Source organism: Streptomyces lichenis, assembly GCF_023218175.1.
Classification (GTDB): domain Bacteria; phylum Actinomycetota; class Actinomycetes; order Streptomycetales; family Streptomycetaceae; genus Streptomyces; species Streptomyces lichenis.
Map to the genome: position 1 here is coordinate 89,986 of NZ_JALPTH010000012.1, position 18,847 is coordinate 108,832.

The following is an 18,847-nucleotide window of genomic DNA, read 5'->3' on the forward strand; positions in this document are numbered from 1 at the left end:
CGCCGGGGCCGGGGCGCCGTCCGCGGCAGGCAGTAGAGTTTCCGGGCGGCGAGCCCGGCCCCCGGTGCTCCTCCGCCTCTCATGGCTTCTCTCCTGGACGGAACGTGCCGGACCTCGACCAGCTCACCCAGTCGCTCGCGCGCAACCTCAAACGCTGGCGCAGCGAGCGGGGGTTCACGCTCGACGCGCTCGCCGCCCGGGCCGGCGTCAGCCGGGGCATGATCATCCAGATCGAGCAGGCCCGCACCAACCCCAGCGTCGGCACCGCGGTGAAGCTCGCCGACGCCCTGGGCATCTCCATCGCCACCCTGCTCGACCAGGAGCCGGGGCCCCGGGTGCGCCTGGTCCCCGCCGAGCGGGCGGTGCGGATGTGGTCCACCCCGGGCGGCAGCAGCAGTGTGCTGCTGGTCGGCACCGAAGGGCGCGGCGGTCCGCTGGAGCTGCTGGCGTGGACGCTGGCCCCGGGCGAGGGCTCCGCCTCCGACCCGCACCCCGAGGGCACCACCGAGCTGCTGCACGTCACTTCCGGGGAGCTGACCCTGCTGGTGGACGGGGTGGCGCACCGGGTGCCCGCCGGGGCGTCGGCCTGCTTCGAGTCCGACGTACCGCACGCCTACCGCAACGAGGGCACCGAGACGGTGCGGATGACCCTGGCCGCCGCCATCCCGCCGGTGCGCCGGCCGGGCCCGGTGTCCGACTCCGGCTCCTGAGTCGTCCGGGGCGCGGGCTCAGCCCAGCCGGGGGATCTCGATGGCCGGGCAGCGGTCCATCACCATGTCCAGCCCGGCCGCCCGGGTCCGCTCGTACGCGGCCTGGTCCACCACCCCCAGCTGGAACCAGACCGCCCGGGCGCCCTCGGCCACCGCCTCGTCGGCGACCGCGCCCGCCAGCTCGCTGTTGACGAACACGTCCACCACGTCGACCGGGAAGGGGATCTCGGCCAGCGAGGCGTACCCCTGCTCCCCGTGCACGGTCTCCGCCTTGGGGTGCACCGGCACGACCCGCTTGCCGAAGCGCTTCAGCACCGCCGCCACCCCGTACGCCGCCCGGCTCTGGTTGTTCGACAGGCCGACCACGGCCCAGGTGTCACCGGACCCGGTCAGGATCCTGCGCACCGTCTCCCGCTCGTCGGTCGTGTTCGCCCCGCTCATCGAAGCCCGCCTCTCGACTGCCGTCCGGATCAAATGGAACCGAAACGGATCTGATCTGATCCGATCTGATTGGATTGGATCATGGTCCTGGTCCTGGTCCTGGTCCTGGTCCTGGTCCTGGTCCTGGTCCCGGTCCCGGTCCTCTTCTGCGAACCGCCGGCCGGCCGCCGGGATTCCCGCCCGCGTCGGTAGGGCTCACTCCGGGCAGAGCGTCCGGGGCAGCCCCGCGGGCAGCCCGCGGCGCTCCTCGTCGGTGAGCTCGCGCCCCAGCACCTCGCACAGTTGGCGCTTCCAGAGACCGGGGTCGAGGCGGAACAGATCGGTGTAGCCGGCGCCGTCGGTGCGCAGCAGCACCCTGCCGTCCCGGGAGGCCGCCAGGAAGAACTGGTCCTCGGCGAAGTCGTAGGACTCCAACCGGTCGGGCCGGGCGGCCTGCTGGAAGCGTACGGAGTCCCCGTTCGCCACGAACAGCTCGCTGCCGCGCCCGGTGAAACCGAACACGAACCCCTCCGACCAGGACGCCTTGCTGTCCCCCAGCGGCCCCAGCGGCCCGACCAGCCGCTCGGCCGGCCGTCCCGGATGTACGGACCAGAGCTCCCACATGGCGCCCTTGGTCTTGGCGATCGCGTACCGGCCGCCGGGATCGAGGCGGGCGCGGTCGTTGTCCGGGCCGAGCCGGAAGCGCAGCCGCTCGTCCTCCACTCCGGTGCGCAGATCGACGGCGTGCATCGCGGAGTCCCCCCGCACCATGATCTGCACATGTCCGGGCTCGGGACGGGGGCCCACCCCGAACCCCGAGTCGGGCCGTCCCCCGTCGGTGGTCAGCGGCGGGTTCTCGGCCACCAGCCCCAGCGCACGCGCGTCGACGGGCTTCGACAGCCGCCGCCCGTCCCGGGTGCTCCAGCGTTCGATCCAGCTGCCGGAGACGGTGACCAACTCGTCGCTGCGGGGGAAGAACACCGTCAGCGGCTCCGCGATCCCGGGGGCGCCGACCGGAGGCGTCCGCGTGGTGATCTCGGTGATCCGGCGCAGCGTCGGCAGAGCACGCACCACGACCTTGTTCCGGGCCACCACATCGGCGACCAGGGTCTCCGCCGGGTCCGTGGCCAGCCCGAGGAAGGCCTCCGAGAGGACGGCGCGGTCGGCCGCGGGGCGTTCCACCTGCGCTCTGGTCTCTCCGGTCTCCGCGTCGAGGAGCACCAGCCGGTCCGGCCCGCCGGGCAGGTCGGCCCCGGAGTCCAGCTGGGCGATCAGGGTGTTCCCGCCCTCGACCAGATACGGATGGGCCACCGCGATCCGCACCGGGGGGCCGTCGTCCGCGCTCAGGGGGTGCCCCCACAGCGAGGTCGGGTCCCAGGAGGTGATCTCGGGGTGCTCGGCGCCCCCGAGGAGGCGGGCGGTGATACCGGCGGGCTTGGCCCCGCCCGCCGACCGCAGGGCGCCGCCGTCCCGGTCCCGGTCGGCGAACGACCAGTCGCGCCTGGTGCCCGCCGCGAAACGTCGTCCCGTCTCGTCCACCGCGAGGCCGCCGCAGCTGTAGCCGTCGCTCGGGTGGGTGCTCAGCGTCTTCCCGTCGGCCACCCGGACGGTGCGGTAGACGGCGCGGTCCCGCTCGCCGTCCTCGCGGCAGTGGACGAGCACACCGCCGTCCCCGGAGAGCCCCAGTGCCGGGAGGTTGTAGGCGCCCTCCGTCTCCGCGACGTAGGTGTCCACCCCCTCGGCCACGGTCCGGGTGCCGCCCGTGCGGACGTCCACCCGTAGGACCGAGCGCCGGCCGGACCCGCTTTCCGGCGTGGAGTGGGCCACCAGGACGCCCTGGTCCGGCCCGAACCACACGGCCTCGACGGCGGCCGGGGTGGGCACCCGCCGGGACGTCCTCGCCTCCAGGTCCCACACCCGGAGCCGTTCGTCCACCACCATGGCCACCTGCCCGGCGTCCGGGGAGAAGTCGGCCCGGTGGACCTGGTCGCTGGTACGCCGCTTGCCCTCCGCCATCGCCCGGAGCACGGGGTCGCGGACGGCCCGCGCCCGGCCCAGCAGCCTGTCCGCCGTACCCGCCCCGCGGTCCACGTCGTGCCAGACGAAGGCGCCGTCGGTCGACAGATAGCCGATCCGCCGCCCGTCCCGGCTGACCATCGGGTAAAAGGCCTGAGCCGAGAGGCGGAGCGGCACCCGCGAGGCCCCGCCCCCGTCCCGGCGGACGAACAGCGTGGCCCGGCCGAGCCGGCTGGTCGCCAGGATGACGGTGCCGTCGTTGCTCGTCGCCACGGCGTCGATACCGCCCTGGACACCGCTCAGCACCCAGCTGGTGTCCTTGGACTGGTCGTAGCGGCGCAGCAGCGCGTTGCGGGCCTCCTGGGTCGGCGACAGCTCGTAGGCCGCCATGGCCAGCAGGGCGGCCTGCCCCGGATCCTGCTCGGCGGCCTCCGCCGAGAGGCTGGCCAGCGCACGCGACCGCGCCTCCGCGTCCCGGCGCTCGCTCACCCGCGACTGGTAGACCAGGAAGGTGCCGAGCGCGGCGATCAGGGCCAGTACCAGCGCGGCGGCGAGCCACCCGGCCCGCACCCGCCTGCGCCGCGCGCGCTGCCGGCCGCGCGCCCGGGCCAGGAAGTCCCGCTCCGCCGGGCTCAGCTCCTCCTCGCGGTCCTTCAACCAGTGCCGCAGGGCCGCCAGTTGCGGCGCGCCGGGCAGCGGTGCCGCGCCCCGTTCCCAGCGTTCGCGGTCATAGCCGAGCTCCGCCCGGCCGGCCAGGAACTCCCTGTCGTCGCGAACCTGCTCCCGCAGGGCGGGCCAGACGCCGATCAAGGTCTCATGGGCCAGTTCGGCGGTCTCCGGCTCGTCCCTGCCGCCGCGCAGGACCAGCAGCCGCCGCTCGGCCAGCGCGCACGCCAGCCGCCAGCCGGCCTCCCCGGCCTCCTCACGGGGCAGCCTCCGCCGCAGCGGGGTCTCACTCCCCGGCAGCACCCTGACCAGCCCCCGCAGCAGCCGGGACGCCGCCGCCCGCTGCCCCTCCCCGACGCACTCGGCCCAGGCCCGTTCGCAGTGCTCCTCCAGCGCGCCCGACACTCCGCGCACCGCCTCGTACGTCTCCGTACGCAGCCGTCCGCCGAACCGGTCGTCCCACAGCTTCCTCAGGACGAACCCGAGCAGCGGCAGGCTCTCCGGCCGGTCGCCGGCGTCCCTGAGGATGCGCTCGGCCAGCCCCGGTTCGTAGCCGACCGCCGGGGCCCTCCTCAGCGGCTCGTTGATCACCTGGCGCAACTGCCGCCCGGACATGGGCGCCAGGGGGAACGTCCGGCTCCGCTCGCCGTCGAGCAGCGGGCCCAGCCGCGGGTGCCGCAGCACCGCGTCCAGCAGGTCGGACCGGAGCGTGATCAGCAGCCGCGACCTGGTGCCCGGACCACCGCGGGGGAGGAGCAGCCGGACGACCTCCGCCACCTCGGCTTCCTCGCGGTCCAGCAGCGCCTCGGCCTGGTCCAGCACGACCAGGTACTCGCCGCCCGTACCACCGCGCAGCCGGTCCAGCGTGTACACCACCCCGTGGTCCGCGAGCCACCGCTCCACCTGGTCGGGGTCGCCCTGCCGTCCGCCGCGGACGGCCGCGCAGAGGCCGAGCGCCAGTCCGGCCGGCAAGGCGCCGTCCGCCCCGGCGTTCACCACCACGACCTCGTCCGTCCCCTCCCGCCGCATCCGGGGCACCACACCGGCCAGCGCCAGCGAGGACTTCCCGCAGCCCGACGGGCCGCAGAGGACGACGGCCGGCTTCTCGCCCCGCAGGGCCGCGACGACGCCCTCGATGTCCTGGTCGCGGCCGAAGAAGATCCCCGCATGGCTCTCCTGGAAGGTCTCCAGACCGAGGAAGGGGTCCGTGGCCAGCGCCTCGGAGAGGCCGGGCAGCAGACGCAGCACCGCCCCCACACCGATGGCGAAGGACTGCTGGGAGTCCTCCCGCCGGTTCTGCGCCGCGACGACGATGCCGACCACCGCGCCCTGCTCCTCGTCCCAGACGGCGCTGCCGCTGAAGCCCGGGGTGATGTGGGCGGTGTGCGGGTCGGCGCGGGAGAGCTGGATCCAGTCGCCCTCCGACCGGCCGCTGAGCCGGCCCCGGTGCCAGAGCACGCCCGGCTCGCCGACCGGGAACCCCACCGCGCGCACCGGCCGGTCCGAGAGGCCGTCCGGGTCGGCCACGGGCGCCGGGCGGGTGCCGGGCACCGGAGCGCCGAGCCGCAGCACCGCCACATCACCGCGGTGCCCGGCTCCCTCCGGGATCCACCGCTCCACCACGGCCGGACGGCTTCCCTCCACCCCGGCCAGCGGAAAGTCGACCCGCACCTCCGCACCCGCGGCGACCTCCGCGCCGCGCGGCGTCCCCAGCGCGTCCGACACCACATGGGCGCAGGTCAGCAGCTGGTCCGCGGTGACCAGGACACCCGCTCCGGCGCACGCCCCGTCCTCCCCGCGGATCCGGACGGCCGCCGCGTTCAGCGCCTCGTCGGCGGCCCGTGACACTTCCCCCGGCATCCCTGGCCCCCAGATCCCCCGTCAGCCGATCGGATCACGCTACCGGCGAGGCGGTTCCGCCCGGCTCCTGGACGTCACTTTTGTGCCAGGTCAGACTCACGGTGAAGTTGGCCGCCGTCGCGGTGCTCGCGATGACCACGTCCGCCTCGGCCGAGAGCGAGACCCCGAACTCCAGGGTGATCTCGTCCGGCGCGTTGACCATCCCCCGGAACCTGCCCACGAAGGTCTCCGCCACCGGCCGCACGGTGTCCAGCATCTGGGCGAAGGTCCGCTCCGCCCGGGCCACCGAACGGCCCCCGCGACCCACCCGGACCAGGGTCTCGTCCACCTCGCGGATCTGGACCCGGACCGCTTCCTCGGAGCCGTCCCCCAGCGGAACCTCCACCGTGTGGACCAGGCGTTCGCTCACCGCAACCTCCAGTATCCGGGGAGGGCTGATCGTAACGGGGCAACAGCTCGGGCAACGAGGGGTGTTGACAGGGGTGTCGCGACCCGGTGGGCCGCCGGCGCCCGCACACGGGTCCGGACCGGCACGCCTGCCGGGCTAGGGTGGCCGGATGCAGGAGCAGTACCGCACGGTCGCCCGGGAGGGCGTGCACGAGACCGAGATCAACCGTTCCCGCTTCCTCTGCGCGCTCGCGCCCGCCGCGACCGAGGAGGAGGCGCAGGAGTTCGTCGCCCGGATCCGCCGGGAGCACCCGACGGCGACCCACAACTGCTTCGCGTACGTCATCGGCGCCGACGCCGCCGTGCAGAAGGCCAGCGACGACGGCGAACCCGGCGGCACCGCCGGGGTGCCCATGCTCCAGATGCTGCTCCGCCGCGAACTGCGCTACACCGCCGCCGTGGTCACCCGCTACTACGGCGGGGTGAAGCTCGGCGCGGGCGGACTGATCCGGGCCTACGGAGGTGCCGTCGGCGAGGCGCTGGACGCGCTCGGCACCGTGGTGCGCCGGCGGTTCCGGCTGGCCACCGTCCAGGTGGACCACCAGCGCGCCGGAAAGCTGGAGAACGACCTGCGCACCACCGGCCGCACGGTGCGCGAGGTGCGCTACGGGGAGTCCGTCACCATCGAGATCGGGCTGCCCGACGCCGAGGTGGACGCCTTCCGCGCCTGGCTGGCCGACGCCACCGCCGGCACTGCCCACCTGGAGCTCGGCGGCGAGGCGTACGGCGAGGGCTGAGCGGCCGCGATCGGTCCCCCGGGGGCTTCATGGGAGGCCGTGGCTTCGTCGGGGACCGCGGCTCCGCCGGTGGGGGCCGGGGGAGGAGGCGGGGTGGGCCGCCCCGGGGGCGTTGTCAGACCCCCGCGCTACGGTTCGGGCATGGTGAACTTCGTCATGGTGGCCGGGGCCTGGCTCGGGGCATGGGCGTGGGACGCGGTGGTCCCGGCGCTGCGGGCGGCCGGCCACGGCGCGTACCCGCTGACCCTCTCCGGGCTGGCCGAGAAGCAGGGCGTGCCCGCCGGGCAGCAGACCCATGTGCGGGACGTCGTCGCGGAGGTCGAGCGCCTCGACCTGCGGGACGTGGTGCTGGTCGGCCACAGCTACTCGGGCATACCCGTGGGCCAGGCCGCCCAGCTGATCGGCGACCGGCTGGCCCGGGTGGTGTTCCTGGACGCCGAGGTGCCCGCCGACGGCGAGCCCTTCGCCTCCGCCCGGGTGAGGGCCGCGATCGAGGAGAACGGCGGCTTCTGGCCCCCGCTCACCGCCGAGGAGTACGAGGGGCAGGGGCTCACCCCGGAGCAGGTGGCCCGGATCACCGCGGGCTCCGTTCCGCACCCGGGGGCCGGCCTCACGGAGCCCGCCACCCTGCACGGCGAGCCGGCGGACCTCCCGGCCACCTATGTGAAGTGCCTGCTGGACTGGCCCGAGCCGGGCCCGGAGGCCGCCCGGCTGTTGGAGAGCCCCAGCTGGCGGCTGGTGACCATGGACACCGGCCACTGGCCGATGTTCTCCCAGCCGGAGGAGCTGGCCCGGCTGCTGCTCGCCGAGGCGGGAGACGGGGCGCCGCCGCCCCGGTAGCGGCTCGCTGCCTCCCGGCTGCGCTCGGCCGCGACCGGATGCGTCGCACCGTCGGGCTGCGCCGTGCCCCCAGCCGGGATGTGGGCGCGACCGGGATGCGGCGTTCGGGTGATCCGTCCCCCGGACGGATGGCAGACTGAGGCACCGGAAGAGGCGAGGCAGCCGAGGCACCGGCGCGGCGGCGTGCCGGCCGGGACGGCAGCGCCGACCGGAACGGCAGGGTCGACCGGAACGGCAGTGGTCGGCGAGGGCGGCGGGGCCGGAGCCGGGTGCGGGGCGGAGGCCCGGCCGGGCCCGGTGGACGACGGCATGGAGAGCGACCGGAGGGGTGGCAGTGGTGCGGACGCGGGGCGGGGCGGTCCGTTGAGGATCCTGCACACATCGGACTGGCATCTGGGCCGGTCGTTCCACCGGGTCGGGCTGCTCGACGCCCAGGCCGCCTTCCTGGACCACCTGGTCGCCACCGTGCGGACCCGCGAGGTGGACGCGGTGCTGGTCGCCGGGGACGTCTACGACCGGGCGGTGCCGCCGTTGGCCGCCGTGGAGCTCTTCGACAGCGCCCTGCACCGGCTGGCCGCCGCCGGGGTGCCCACCGTGATGATCTCCGGCAACCACGACTCGGCCCGCCGCCTCGGAGTCGGCGCCGGACTGATCGAGCGGGCCGGCATCCATCTGCGGACCGACCCGGCGGCGGCCGGCACCCCCGTGCTGCTCACCGACGTCCATGGCGAGGTCGCCTTCTACGGGCTGCCCTACCTCGAACCGGCGCTCGTCCGCGAGGAGTTCGGCGTCCGGAAGGCCCGGCACCAGGCGGTGCTCGCCGCCGCCATGGACCGGGTCCGCGCCGACCTGGCCACCCGCCCCGCCGGCACCCGCTCGGTCGTCCTCGCGCACGCCTTCGTCGCCGGCGGCGAGCCCAGCGACAGCGAGCGGGACATCACCGTCGGCGGGGTCGCCGCCGTCCCGGCCGGGGTGTTCGACGGGGTGGACTATGCGGCCCTCGGCCATCTGCACGGCAGCCAGCGCATCACCGAGCGGGTCCGCTACTCCGGCTCCCCCCTCGCGTACTCCTTCTCCGAGGCCGACCACCGCAAGACCATGTGGCTCATCGACCTCGGAGCCGGCGGGGAGATCACCGCGGCCGAGCGGATCGACTGCCCGGTGCCCCGCCCGCTGGCCCGGCTGCGCGGCAGGCTGGACGAGTTGCTCGCCGACCCCGCGCTCTCCCGCCATGAGGACGCCTGGGTCGAGGCCGTCCTCACCGACCCGGTCCGCCCGCCCGAACCGATGGCCCGGCTCGCCGCCCGCTTCCCGCACGCCCTCAGCCTCCGCTTCGAGCCCGAGCAGACCGAGGACAGCGCCGCGGCCGCCTCCTACGCCCAGCGGCTGCGGGACCGCGACGACCGGCAGATCGCCGAGGACTTCGTCGCCCACACCCGCGGCGCCGGCCCCGACGCGGGGGAGCGGGCCGTGCTCGGCGCCGCCTTCGACCACGTACGACTGGACCTGACCCGGCGCGAGGCGAACGGATGAGCCCGCACCCTCCCGCCGCTCCCCGCGACCTCCCCGAGGCGGCCCGATGAGACTGCACCGGCTCACCGTCACCGGCTTCGGCCCGTTCGGGGGCACCCAGACCGTCGACTTCGACGCACTCTCCGAGGCCGGGCTGTTCCTGCTGCACGGGCCCACCGGCGCCGGCAAGACCTCCGTCCTGGACGCCGTCTGCTACGCCCTGTACGGGGCGGTGCCCGGTGCCCGCCAGGCGGCCGGCATCCCGCTCCGCAGCGACCACACCCCGGCCGGCACCAGCACCGAGGTGCTGCTCGACCTCACCGTGGGCGACCGGCGGCTGGAGATCACCCGCCGCCCCGCCCAGCAGCGCCGGAAGAGGAACGGCTCCGGCTTCACCACCGAGCGCGCCCAGTCCTGGCTGCGCGAGTACCGCCCCGGCACCGGCCGCTGGACCGACCTCAGCCGCTCCCACCAGGAGATCGGCAAGGAGATCGAGGCCGTGGTCGGCATGAGCCGGGAGCAGTTCTGCCAGGTCGTGCTGCTGCCCCAGGGCGACTTCGCCCGCTTTCTCCGCGCCGACGCCGAGGCCCGCGGCAAGCTCCTGGGCAAGCTCTTCGACACCGCGCGCTTCCAGAAGGTCGAGGAGCGCCTCGCCGAGCTGCGCAAGTCCGCCCAGCGGCAGGTCGAGAGCGGCGACGAGAGACTGCTCGCCCTGGCCCACCGGATGGCCCAGGCCGCCGGACCGGTGGCCGCCGACCGGCCCACCCCGGACGCCCGCCCCGGTGAACCGGGCCTCGCCGAGGCGGTCCTCGGCTGGGCGGCCGTCGCCCGCGCCGCAGCCCGGGAGCAACTGGCCGACACCGAGGCCGGGTTGGCCCGCGTCGAGGACGGCCAGGCCGAAGCCCGGGACGCCCTGGACGGCGTACGGGAGCTCGCCGAGGCCCAGCGGCGGCACGCCGAGGCCCAGCGGCGCCGCGCCGAGCTGGACACCCGCCGCCCCGAGTACGAGGCCTGGCAGGCCCGGCTGGACCGCGGCCGCAAGGCCGAGCGGGTCGCCGGCCCCCTGGCCCTGCGCGAGGAGGCCGAGCAGGAGCACCGGGCCGCCCGCGCCGCCCGCGACCGGGCCGCCGCCATGCTGCCCGCCTCCCTCGCCGACGCGGGCCAGGAGCGGCTGACCGCCCGGGAGCGCGAGGCCCGCCAGGAGCTGGCCGCGCTGGAGGGCGCCCGGGGCGCCGAGCGGCGCGCCGCCGAGCTGGACCGGGAGCGCGCCGAGCTCGACCGGGAGGCCCGGGCCGACGAGGAGGCGCTGCGGGAGACCGCCGACTGGCTGGACGGCTGGGAGACCACCCGCCCCGAGCTGAACCGCCGGATCGAGGAGGCGCAGGAGGCCGCCACCCGCGCCGAGCAGCTGGCCGGACGGCTGGAGGCGACCGGGCGCCGGCTCACCGCGGCCCGCCGCCGCGACCAGCTCACCGCCCGCGCCGAGACCGCCCACCAGCGGCTCACCGAGGCCCGCGAACGGGCCGCCGGTGCCAAGGAGACCTGGCTCGACCTGCGCGAGCGCCGACTGCGCTCCATCGCCGCCGAACTGGCCGGCCGGCTCGCCGCCGGGGAGCCGTGCGCCGTCTGCGGCTCGCCCGACCACCCCGCCCCGGCCCGCCCCGGCGACGGCCATGTGGACCGGGCCGCCGAGGACGTGGCCTACACCGTCCACACCGAGGCGGACGCCGCCCGCTCGGCCGCCGAGCAGGAGACGGCCGTCGTCCAGGAGGCGCTGACCGCCGCCCGGGCCGAGGCCGACGACCAGCCGGTGGCCGTGCTCACCGCCGAGATGGCGGAGCTGGAGCGGGGCCTCGCCCAGGCCCGGCGGCTCGCCGGTGGCGCGCACGCCGCCCGGGAGGCGCTGGCCGCGGCCGAGCGGGAGCACGACCAGCGGCTCGGCGACCGCCGGGACACCGAGCGGCGCGCCGCCGCCCGTACCTCCCGCCGGGAGTCCCTGGACGAGCAGCGGGCTCTTCTCGGCGCCGAGTTGGCCCGGCTGCTGGGCGGCGCCGCCGGCGGGGTCGCCGAACGGGCCGCCGCCCTGGAGGCGCACATCGCCAGGCTCGCCGAGGCCGCCGAGACGGTCCGCGCCCTGGAGCAGAGCGCGCGCCGGCTGAAGGAGGCCGACGCCAGGCTCGGCGACGCCGCCTACCGAGCCGGCTTCGACACCCCGGCCGCCGCCAAGGACGCCCTGCTCACCGACGAGCAGCACCGCGAGCTGCAACGCCGGCTGGACGCCTGGGGGGCCGAGGCCGCCGCGGTCGCCGACCGGCTCGCCGAGCCGGACATCCGGGCCGCCGCCGCGCGCCCGCCCGCCGGCACGGCCGCCGCCGAGGCCGCGTACACCGCCGCCGAGCGCGCCGTCCGGGAGGCGGCCGCCACCCTCGCCGCCCACCGCGACCGGGTCACCGAGCTGGCCCGGCTCTCCACCGAGGCCGCCACCGAGGCAGGGCGGCTGGGGCCGCTGCGCGAGGAGTACGAGCGGGTGGCCCGGCTCGCCGGACTGGCCGCCGGCACCTCCGCCGACAACCAGCGCAAGATGCGCCTGGAGTCCTATGTGCTGGCCGCCCGGCTGGAACAGGTCGCCGCGGCCGCCACCGCCCGTCTCCAGCGGATGTCCGCCGGCCGCTACACCCTGGTCCACTCCGACGCCCGCTCCGGCACCAAACGGGCCGGCCTCGGACTGCATGTGGTGGACGCCTGGACCGGCGCCGAACGGGACACCGCCACCCTCTCCGGCGGCGAGACCTTCTTCGCCTCCCTCGCCCTGGCCCTCGGCCTGGCCGACGTGGTCACCGACGAGGCCGGCGGGGTCCGGCTGGACACCCTCTTCATCGACGAGGGCTTCGGCAGCCTGGACGACCAGACCCTCGACGAGGTGCTGGACGTCCTGGACTCCCTGCGCGAGCGGGACCGCAGCGTCGGCATCGTCAGCCATGTCGCCGACCTCCGCCGCCGCGTCCCGGTCCAACTGGAGGTCGTCAAGGGGCGCTCCGGCTCCACCGTCCGGCTGCGCACCGGTGCGGGCGCGCTCGGCGGCTGAACCGCGGCGCCTCCCTTCAGCCGCCGACCGCCCGCCGCACGGGCCGAGGCCGCCGCCCACTTCACCGTCCTGCTCGCCTTCCGGACGGACGTCTCCGATGTCGGCCAGCGGGTCGCGGAGATGCTCGGCGGCTTCGAGTCCTGGGCGCGGGAGGGCTTCGCCTACGGGACCGCCGACGGCACCCGCACCGGCCCTGTCGACCCGCTGACCGCCCCCGCCCACGCCGCTGACGGCGACCGCGGTTGCGGCTGCTGACGCCGCCACCGTCGGCAGCGGTTCGCGGCGCGGGCCGGAAAACCGGGTGACCGGCCCGGGGCGCCGCACCGATCATGGGCGGTATGACGAGCCCGTACGCCATCCCCCCGGCCGACTCCCTCCGCCGCGATCCGCTGCCGCTGCGCGGGCGCACCGCGCTGGTCACCGGGGCCTCCCGGCGCCAGGGCATCGGCTACGCGGTGGCCCGGCGGCTCGCCGCGTATGGGGCGAGCGTCTACCTCCACCACCATGTCCCGCACGACGCCGACCAGCCATGGGGCGCCGACCCCGACGGCCCCGAGGCGGTCGCCGAGGGGGTGCGCGCGGTGCTCGCCGACCCGGCGGCCGCCGTCCACCACGGCCCGGGGGACCTCGCCGACCCGCGGGGCCCGGCCCGGCTGGTGGCAGCCGCCGCCGAGGCGCTGGGCGGCAGGATCGACATCCTGGTCGCCAACCACGCGCTGAGCGGGCGGGACGGCACCCTGGACGAGATCGACGCCGCCATGCTGGACGCCCACTGGGCGGTGGACACCCGCTCGGTGGTCCTGCTGGTCCAGGCGTACGCCCGGCTGCGGGCCGGGCAGTCCCAGGGCGCCCCCGGCGGCCGGGTGGTGATGATGACCTCCGGGCAGGACCACGGCGCCGGTATGCCGCACGAGGTGGCGTACGCGCTCGCCAAGGGGGCGCTCGCCTCCGCCACCCGTACCCTCGCCACCTCCCTCGCCGACCTCGCCGTCACGGTCAACACCGTCAACCCGGGCCCGGTGGACACCGGTTACCTGGACGGCGAGGCGTACGAGGAGATGGCCCGGCTCTTCCCGGCCGGCCGCTGGGGGCTGCCCGACGACCCGGCCCGGCTGATCGCCTGGCTGGCCACCGACGAGGCCGGGTGGGTGACCGGCCAGGTGGTCGACTCCGAGGGCGGCTTCCGGCGCTGACCCGGCCGCCCCGTACGGGAGTCCGCTGACCCGGCTGGCCCGTACCGGCCGTCCCGTACGGGGGTTCACAGCCGGGACAGCTCGTCCTCCAGGTCGTCCAGGCCGAGCGACCCGAGCGACAGCGCGGCCATGTGCCAGCGCTTCAGGTCGAAGGCGTCGCCGTGTGCCGCGCGGGCGGCCGCCCGGCCCCGCAGCCAGGCGCGTTCGCCCAGCTTGTAGCCGATCGCCTGCCCCGGCATCGACAGATAGCGGGTGAACTCGCTCGACGCGTACGCCGGGGGGAAGGCCGAGTGCCCGTGGAGGAACTCCTCCGCGAGCGCCGGCGTCCACCGCTCCCCGGGATGGAACGGCGAGTGCGCCGGGATGGCGAGCCCCAGGTGGGCGCCGATGTCCACGATCACCCGGCAGGCCCGCAGCATCTGGGCGTCCAGATAGCCGAGGCGCCGCTCCGGGTCGGGCAGGAAGCCCAGTTCGTCCATGAGCCGCTCCGCGTACAGCGCCCAGCCCTCCAGGTTGGCGCTGACCCGCCCCACCGTCGCCTGGTAGCGGGAGAGCCGGTCCGCCACATACGTCCACTGCGCCAGCTGGAGATGGTGGCCGGGCACCCCCTCGTGGTACCAGGTCGACACCAGCTCGTACACCGGGAAGCGGTCCCGGTCGTCCACCGGCAGCCAGGTGCGCCCGGGCCGGGAGAAGTCTTCTGACGGGCCGGTGTAGTACGGGGCGGCGGCCCCGCCCGGCGGCGCCACGCGGGACTCCACCCGGCGTACCGGCCCGGCCAGGTCGAAGTAGCGGCCGTCCAGGGCCTCGACCGCCTCGTCCATCAGCTCCTGGAGCCAGGCCCGGGTCTCCTCGGCGCCCTTGAGGTGGGTGCCGCGCCGGTCCAGATGGGCCAGCGCCTCCCAGGGACCGGCGCCCGGCAGGATGTGCCCGGCCTCGGTGCGCATCTCGGCCAGCAGCCGGTGGAACTCCTCCCAGCCGTACGCGTACGCCTCGTCCAGGTCGAGGTCCGTGCCGTTGAAGTAGCGCGCCCAGCGGGCGTACCGCTCACGGCCCACGGTGTCCGGCGCGTCCCGCACCGCCGGGGCGTACACCTCCCGCAGCCACTCCCGCAGCGCGCCCACCGCGGCGGTGGCCCGCCGGGCCGCGGCGTCCAGCTCCACCCGCGCCCCGGCCGGGGCGCCCGCCACCAGCTGCTCGAACCAGCCGCCGGCCGCGCCGCCGCCCGACCACTCGGCCAGCTGCTCGCCGAACACGGCGGTGGCCCGCGGACCACCCGGCAGCCCCTGCGCCAGGCCCTCGGCCAGCGCCTCGCGGTAGCCGTCCAGCGCCGCGGGCACGGCCCGCAGCCGCTCGCCCATGGCGGCCCAGTCCCCGGCCGTGGCCGTCGGCATCACGGTGAACGCCACCCGCACACTGTGCGCCGGGGAGCGGAGGTTGCTCACCGCGCGCAGGCCCTCGCCCGCCTCGTGGACGGCGAGTTCGGCGGTCAGCCGCTCCCGCAGCAGCCGGGCGCAGCGCCGTTCGGCGTCCTCGCCGGCACCCGGCAGCTCCTCGGCCCGGTCGAGCCGGCGCAACGTCCGCCGGGCCAGGGCGGCGACCTCCTCCTGACCGGCGGGGGAGAAGTCCGGCAGCAGACCGGCGCTGGCGGCGACCCCGAGATGGGTGCCGGTGATCGGGTCGAGTTCGACGAGCTCCGCGACATGGGCGTCGGCGACCTGCCGGGGGAGCGCTTCGCTGGAGGTGGCTGGCATGCCGGCCATCCTGGTACGGGCCCGAGGCCCGCACCACCCCACCGCAACCGGCCGGGCCGCATCCGACCCCTCGACGCCGGTCGCGGCCTCTTCGAGGTGGGCCGCGCGCACCGCACCCGGCGACGGCGTACCGCTGCAGGTGGCTATGCCGTACCGGCGGCCGGCGGCGACGCCGTACCGCTCGGCGACGACTGCGCCGGAACCGCGCCCTTCGGCTGAGGCTGCGGGGGCAGGGGCTGCGGCGGCAGCAGCGGACCGCACTCCCACTGCTGGAAGATCAGCCGGGTGTCCACCCGGGCCACCTCCCGCCGCGAGGTGAACTCGTCCAGCACCAGCCGCTGGAGGTCCGCCGGGTCCGCCACCGCCACATGCACCAGATAGTCGTCCACGCCGGTCAGATGGAACAGCGCCCGCGACTCCGGCAGCGCCCGCACCCGCTCCACGAACGGCCCGATCAACTCCCGCCGGTGCGGCCTCACCTGCACCATCAGCAACGCCTCCAGACCGCGGCCGATTTTGGCCGGATCGAGCCGCAGCCGGTGCCCCAGCACCACCCCGGTGCGCCGCAGCCGGGCCACCCGGTCCAGACAGGTGGACGGCGCCACGCCCACCTCGGCGGCGAGCTCCCGGTAGGTGGTCCGGGCGTCGTTCTGCAACAGCCGCAGGATGCGCAGATCGACCGTGTCCAGTACGACGGAATCGGTCATTGGCCGAACGTAGCACGGGACAATCGCCCTACCACCCGGTAATTGTTCACAGTGCCGCCATGGATGCCACGCCGTACGACGACGCCTCCCCGGCCCCGACCCGGGCGCTGGCCACCGAGGCCGTGCACGCCGGGCGCGAGGACCTCGCCGCCCAGGGTCTGCACGCCGTGCCGCTCGACCTCTCCACCACCTACCCCTCCGCCGACTCCCGCGCCGAGGCCGCCCGCATCGACGCCTTCGCCGCCACCGGCGCCCGCCCCGACGGGCCGCCGGTCTACGCCCGGCTGGACAACCCGACCACCGCCCGGTTCGAGACCGCGCTGGCCAGGCTGGAGGGCACCGAGAGCGCGGTGGCCTTCGCCAGCGGCATGGCCGCGTTGACCGCCGTACTGCTGGTCCGCGCGAGCAAGGGCCTGCGCCATGTGGTCGCCGTCCGCCCGCTGTACGGGTGCAGCGACCATCTGCTGGAGGGCGGGCTGCTGGGCACCGAGGTCACCTGGACCGACCCGGCCGGGATCGCCGACGCCATCCGCCCCGACACCGGCCTGGTCATGGTGGAGACGCCCGCCAACCCGACGCTGGCCGAGACCGACATCCGCGCCGTCGCCCACTCCTGCGGCGAGGTGCCGCTGCTGGTGGACTCCACCTTCGCCACCCCGGTGCTCCAGCGCCCGGTCGAGCACGGGGCGCGGATCGTGCTGCACAGCGCCACCAAGTACCTCGGCGGCCACGGCGACGTGCTGGGCGGGGTGGTCGCCTGCGACGAGGAGTTCGCCGCCGATCTGCGCCGCATCCGCTTCGCCACCGGCGGGGTGCTGCACCCGATGGCCGGCTATCTGCTGCTGCGGGGCCTGTCCACCCTGCCGGTACGGGTGCGGGCCGCCTCCGCGACCGCCGCCGACCTGGCCCGCCGGCTCTCCGCGGACCCGCGGATCGCCCGCGTCCACTACCCGGAGATCGGCGGCGCCATGGTCGCCTTCGAGGTGTACGGGGACCCGCACGAGGTGATCGCCGGGGTGCGGCTGATCACCCCGGCGGTCAGCCTCGGCAGCGTGGACACCCTCATCCAGCACCCGGCCTCCATCAGCCACCGGATCGTGGACGAGGGCGACCGGCGGGCCGCCGGGGTCAGCGACCGGCTGCTGCGGCTGTCGGTCGGCCTGGAGGACGTCGAGGACCTGTGGCGCGACCTCACCGAGGCGCTCAGCCCGCGGCCGGACCACCGGCGGCCGGCTGCCGCAGGGCATGCGGCGGACGCTCCTCCGCAGGCGGTCGGCGGTCCGCTGCCGGAGGCGTGGACAGCCGGGCGGTGATCACCAGCGTGCCCTCCTCGATCTGGTAGTCCAGCGGCAGGTCGAGGGCACGCATCGCCGCCACCATCCCGGTGTTGGACGACTGGGTCACCGCGTACACGCTCTCGCAGCGGGCCTCCCGGGCCAGCGCGACCAGTCGGCCCAGCAGCTCGGAGCCGACGCCCCGGCGCTGCCAGTCGTCCTCCACCAGCAGCGCCACCTCGGTCTCGTCGCCGTCCCACAGCAGATGCCCGAGGGCGACCAGCCGGCGCGGGCCGCCGGGCACGTCGGCCGCCTCCACCGCGAGGGTGCGGCCGAAGCGGGGGCTCAGCAGATGGTCCAGATAGCGGCTGGCGTCACCGACCGGGCCGTGGTAGCGCGCGGCCAGGGTCCGGTCGGAGCACCGGTCGTGCATCGCCCGGGCCGCAACCGCGTCTTTCTGGTCGACCCGGCGCACGGTGATCTCACCGCCGCCCTCCGGCAGCGTCAGGGTGTCCCGGCCGCGCGGCAGCCGGGGCCCCAGCCGGGCGTCCAGCTCCACCAGCGCCCGCGCCCGGGCGAACTCGGTCGGGGTGAACGGCAGATAGGCCCGCTCGATGGTGAGCACCCCGCCCCGCGGATCGCGCAGCCGCATCACCGTGTCGCCGTCCTCCAAGGCGCCCTCCACCGGAGCGCTCACCCCGGTCGGCCGCCCGGACAGCGACACCGCGGGCAGCGAGTGGATGGTGCAGCGGCCCAGCAGCTGGCGCAGCGCCAGTGGCAGCTCGGCCGCGTCCAGCGCGGTACGGGTGGCCAGCCCCAGCACCCGGGCGGGGGTGTCCACCAGGTCGTGCGCGTCGGCCCGCTCGGTCCAGGTGTCCCGGCCGCCGGCCGCGCCCACCGCCCGGGACAGCTCCGCCGCCTGCAGCCCGGCGGGCGCCCGCAGCAGGAACTCGTCCACCGTGCCGTCGGCCAGCGGATGCGTCTGCAGGGTCAGGATGTCCACGCCCAGCCCGGCGAGCGCCCCGCACAGCGCGGCCAGGCTGCCCGGCTCGTCCCGTACGGTGGTGCGCATCCGCCACAGCACGGTCGCCCGCCCGGCCACCGCCTCTGTGGCCGCCTCCGGACCGGCCCCGGTATCCAGCAGCGGCGGCGCATGACTGTGGTGCCGCCGCGCCCACCAGGTGTGGAACGCCGCCGTGGCGACCAGCGCGACCGCCGAGATCCCCAGCAGATACGGGCCGTCCGGCCCGTGCGCCACCATCTTGGCGACCAGGTCCACCACCGCCACGGCGGCGAACATCGCGGCCAGCTCCACCAGGTCGCGGCGCCAGTGGTGCCGGCGGGCGGAGGCCGCTTTCCCCCGCGGGTCGCTCGTCCGGGTCGCTTCGGTCGTCGGGTCGGTCGTCACATCGGTCATCTCAGCCATGACCTCACTGTGACCCAGCGGTGTTGCGCGATCACAAACGCTCTGTGACTGATCGGTTAAGCGGGGATTTGGGTAGGTGATGGCCGGTTTCGGGCGGCGCCGGCGCGATCTGTCCCCGGACCTCGTCCCGCGCCCCTCCCACCCCCCTGAGCTGCGCGAACCGGCCGGCTGTCAGTGGCGCCCACTACGTTGGAGCCATC

The 18,847-nt window shown here is 75.9% G+C and carries 14 protein-coding genes; 8 read left to right on the forward strand and 6 right to left on the reverse strand.

Annotated elements, in window-relative coordinates; translation table 11 throughout:
- Positions 1-104 precede the first annotated feature (104 nt).
- Positions 105-710, forward strand: a complete 606-nt coding sequence (locus M1O15_RS14265) for a helix-turn-helix domain-containing protein (RefSeq protein ID WP_248634179.1) — start codon at positions 105-107, stop codon at positions 708-710.
- An 18-nt stretch (positions 711-728) separates the two neighbouring features.
- On the opposite strand, the gene M1O15_RS14270 is transcribed toward M1O15_RS14265, so the two are convergent.
- The 3 genes from M1O15_RS14270 to M1O15_RS14280 all read right to left on the reverse strand — a co-directional run bounded on the left by M1O15_RS14270 (position 729) and on the right by M1O15_RS14280 (position 6,081).
- Complete coding sequence (locus M1O15_RS14270; protein ID WP_248634180.1) at positions 729-1,151, reverse strand: CoA-binding protein; 423 nt, start codon at positions 1,149-1,151, stop codon at positions 729-731.
- 195 nt (positions 1,152-1,346) lie between these two features.
- Entirely contained in the window at positions 1,347-5,660 is a 4,314-nt protein-coding gene (locus M1O15_RS14275) for an nSTAND1 domain-containing NTPase (protein ID WP_248634181.1), read from the reverse strand.
- A 46-nt stretch (positions 5,661-5,706) separates the two neighbouring features.
- Positions 5,707-6,081, reverse strand: a complete 375-nt coding sequence (locus M1O15_RS14280; RefSeq protein WP_248634182.1) for a CU044_2847 family protein — start codon at positions 6,079-6,081, stop codon at positions 5,707-5,709.
- A 148-nt stretch (positions 6,082-6,229) separates the two neighbouring features.
- Between M1O15_RS14280 and M1O15_RS14285 the strand changes: the two genes are divergently transcribed.
- The 6 genes from M1O15_RS14285 to M1O15_RS14310 all read left to right on the forward strand — a co-directional run bounded on the left by M1O15_RS14285 (position 6,230) and on the right by M1O15_RS14310 (position 13,486).
- Positions 6,230-6,856, forward strand: a complete 627-nt coding sequence (locus tag M1O15_RS14285) for a YigZ family protein (protein WP_248634183.1) — start codon at positions 6,230-6,232, stop codon at positions 6,854-6,856.
- Between the two features lie 141 nt (positions 6,857-6,997).
- Positions 6,998-7,696: an alpha/beta fold hydrolase gene (locus M1O15_RS14290; RefSeq protein ID WP_248634184.1), complete on the forward strand. Its 699-nt coding sequence runs from the start codon at positions 6,998-7,000 to the stop codon at positions 7,694-7,696.
- 363 nt (positions 7,697-8,059) lie between these two features.
- Entirely contained in the window at positions 8,060-9,229 is a 1,170-nt protein-coding gene (locus tag M1O15_RS14295) for an exonuclease SbcCD subunit D (RefSeq protein WP_248634270.1), read from the forward strand.
- Positions 9,230-9,275: 46 nt separating this feature from the next.
- The gene (locus tag M1O15_RS14300) at positions 9,276-12,293 is read left to right on the forward strand and encodes an AAA family ATPase (RefSeq protein WP_248634185.1); all 3,018 of its coding nucleotides are present in this window, start codon (positions 9,276-9,278) and stop codon (positions 12,291-12,293) included.
- 120 nt (positions 12,294-12,413) lie between these two features.
- On the forward strand, positions 12,414-12,548 hold the full coding sequence (locus M1O15_RS31855; protein ID WP_372499466.1) for a hypothetical protein: 135 nt from the start codon (positions 12,414-12,416) through the stop codon (positions 12,546-12,548).
- A gap of 83 nt (positions 12,549-12,631) precedes the next feature.
- Positions 12,632-13,486, forward strand: a complete 855-nt coding sequence (locus M1O15_RS14310; protein WP_248634186.1) for an SDR family oxidoreductase — start codon at positions 12,632-12,634, stop codon at positions 13,484-13,486.
- A gap of 65 nt (positions 13,487-13,551) precedes the next feature.
- On the opposite strand, the gene M1O15_RS14315 is transcribed toward M1O15_RS14310, so the two are convergent.
- Positions 13,552-15,240: a DUF885 domain-containing protein gene (locus tag M1O15_RS14315; RefSeq protein ID WP_248634187.1), complete on the reverse strand. Its 1,689-nt coding sequence runs from the start codon at positions 15,238-15,240 to the stop codon at positions 13,552-13,554.
- Positions 15,241-15,383: 143 nt separating this feature from the next.
- Complete coding sequence (locus M1O15_RS14320; RefSeq protein ID WP_248634188.1) at positions 15,384-15,947, reverse strand: Lrp/AsnC family transcriptional regulator; 564 nt, start codon at positions 15,945-15,947, stop codon at positions 15,384-15,386.
- A 59-nt stretch (positions 15,948-16,006) separates the two neighbouring features.
- Between M1O15_RS14320 and M1O15_RS14325 the strand changes: the two genes are divergently transcribed.
- On the forward strand, positions 16,007-17,260 hold the full coding sequence (locus M1O15_RS14325; RefSeq protein ID WP_248634189.1) for a trans-sulfuration enzyme family protein: 1,254 nt from the start codon (positions 16,007-16,009) through the stop codon (positions 17,258-17,260).
- Here M1O15_RS14325 and M1O15_RS14330 read toward each other — a convergent pair.
- Positions 17,151-18,638, reverse strand: a complete 1,488-nt coding sequence (locus M1O15_RS14330; protein WP_372499469.1) for a GNAT family N-acetyltransferase — start codon at positions 18,636-18,638, stop codon at positions 17,151-17,153. The genes M1O15_RS14325 and M1O15_RS14330 overlap by 110 nt on opposite strands.
- Positions 18,639-18,847 lie beyond the last annotated feature (209 nt).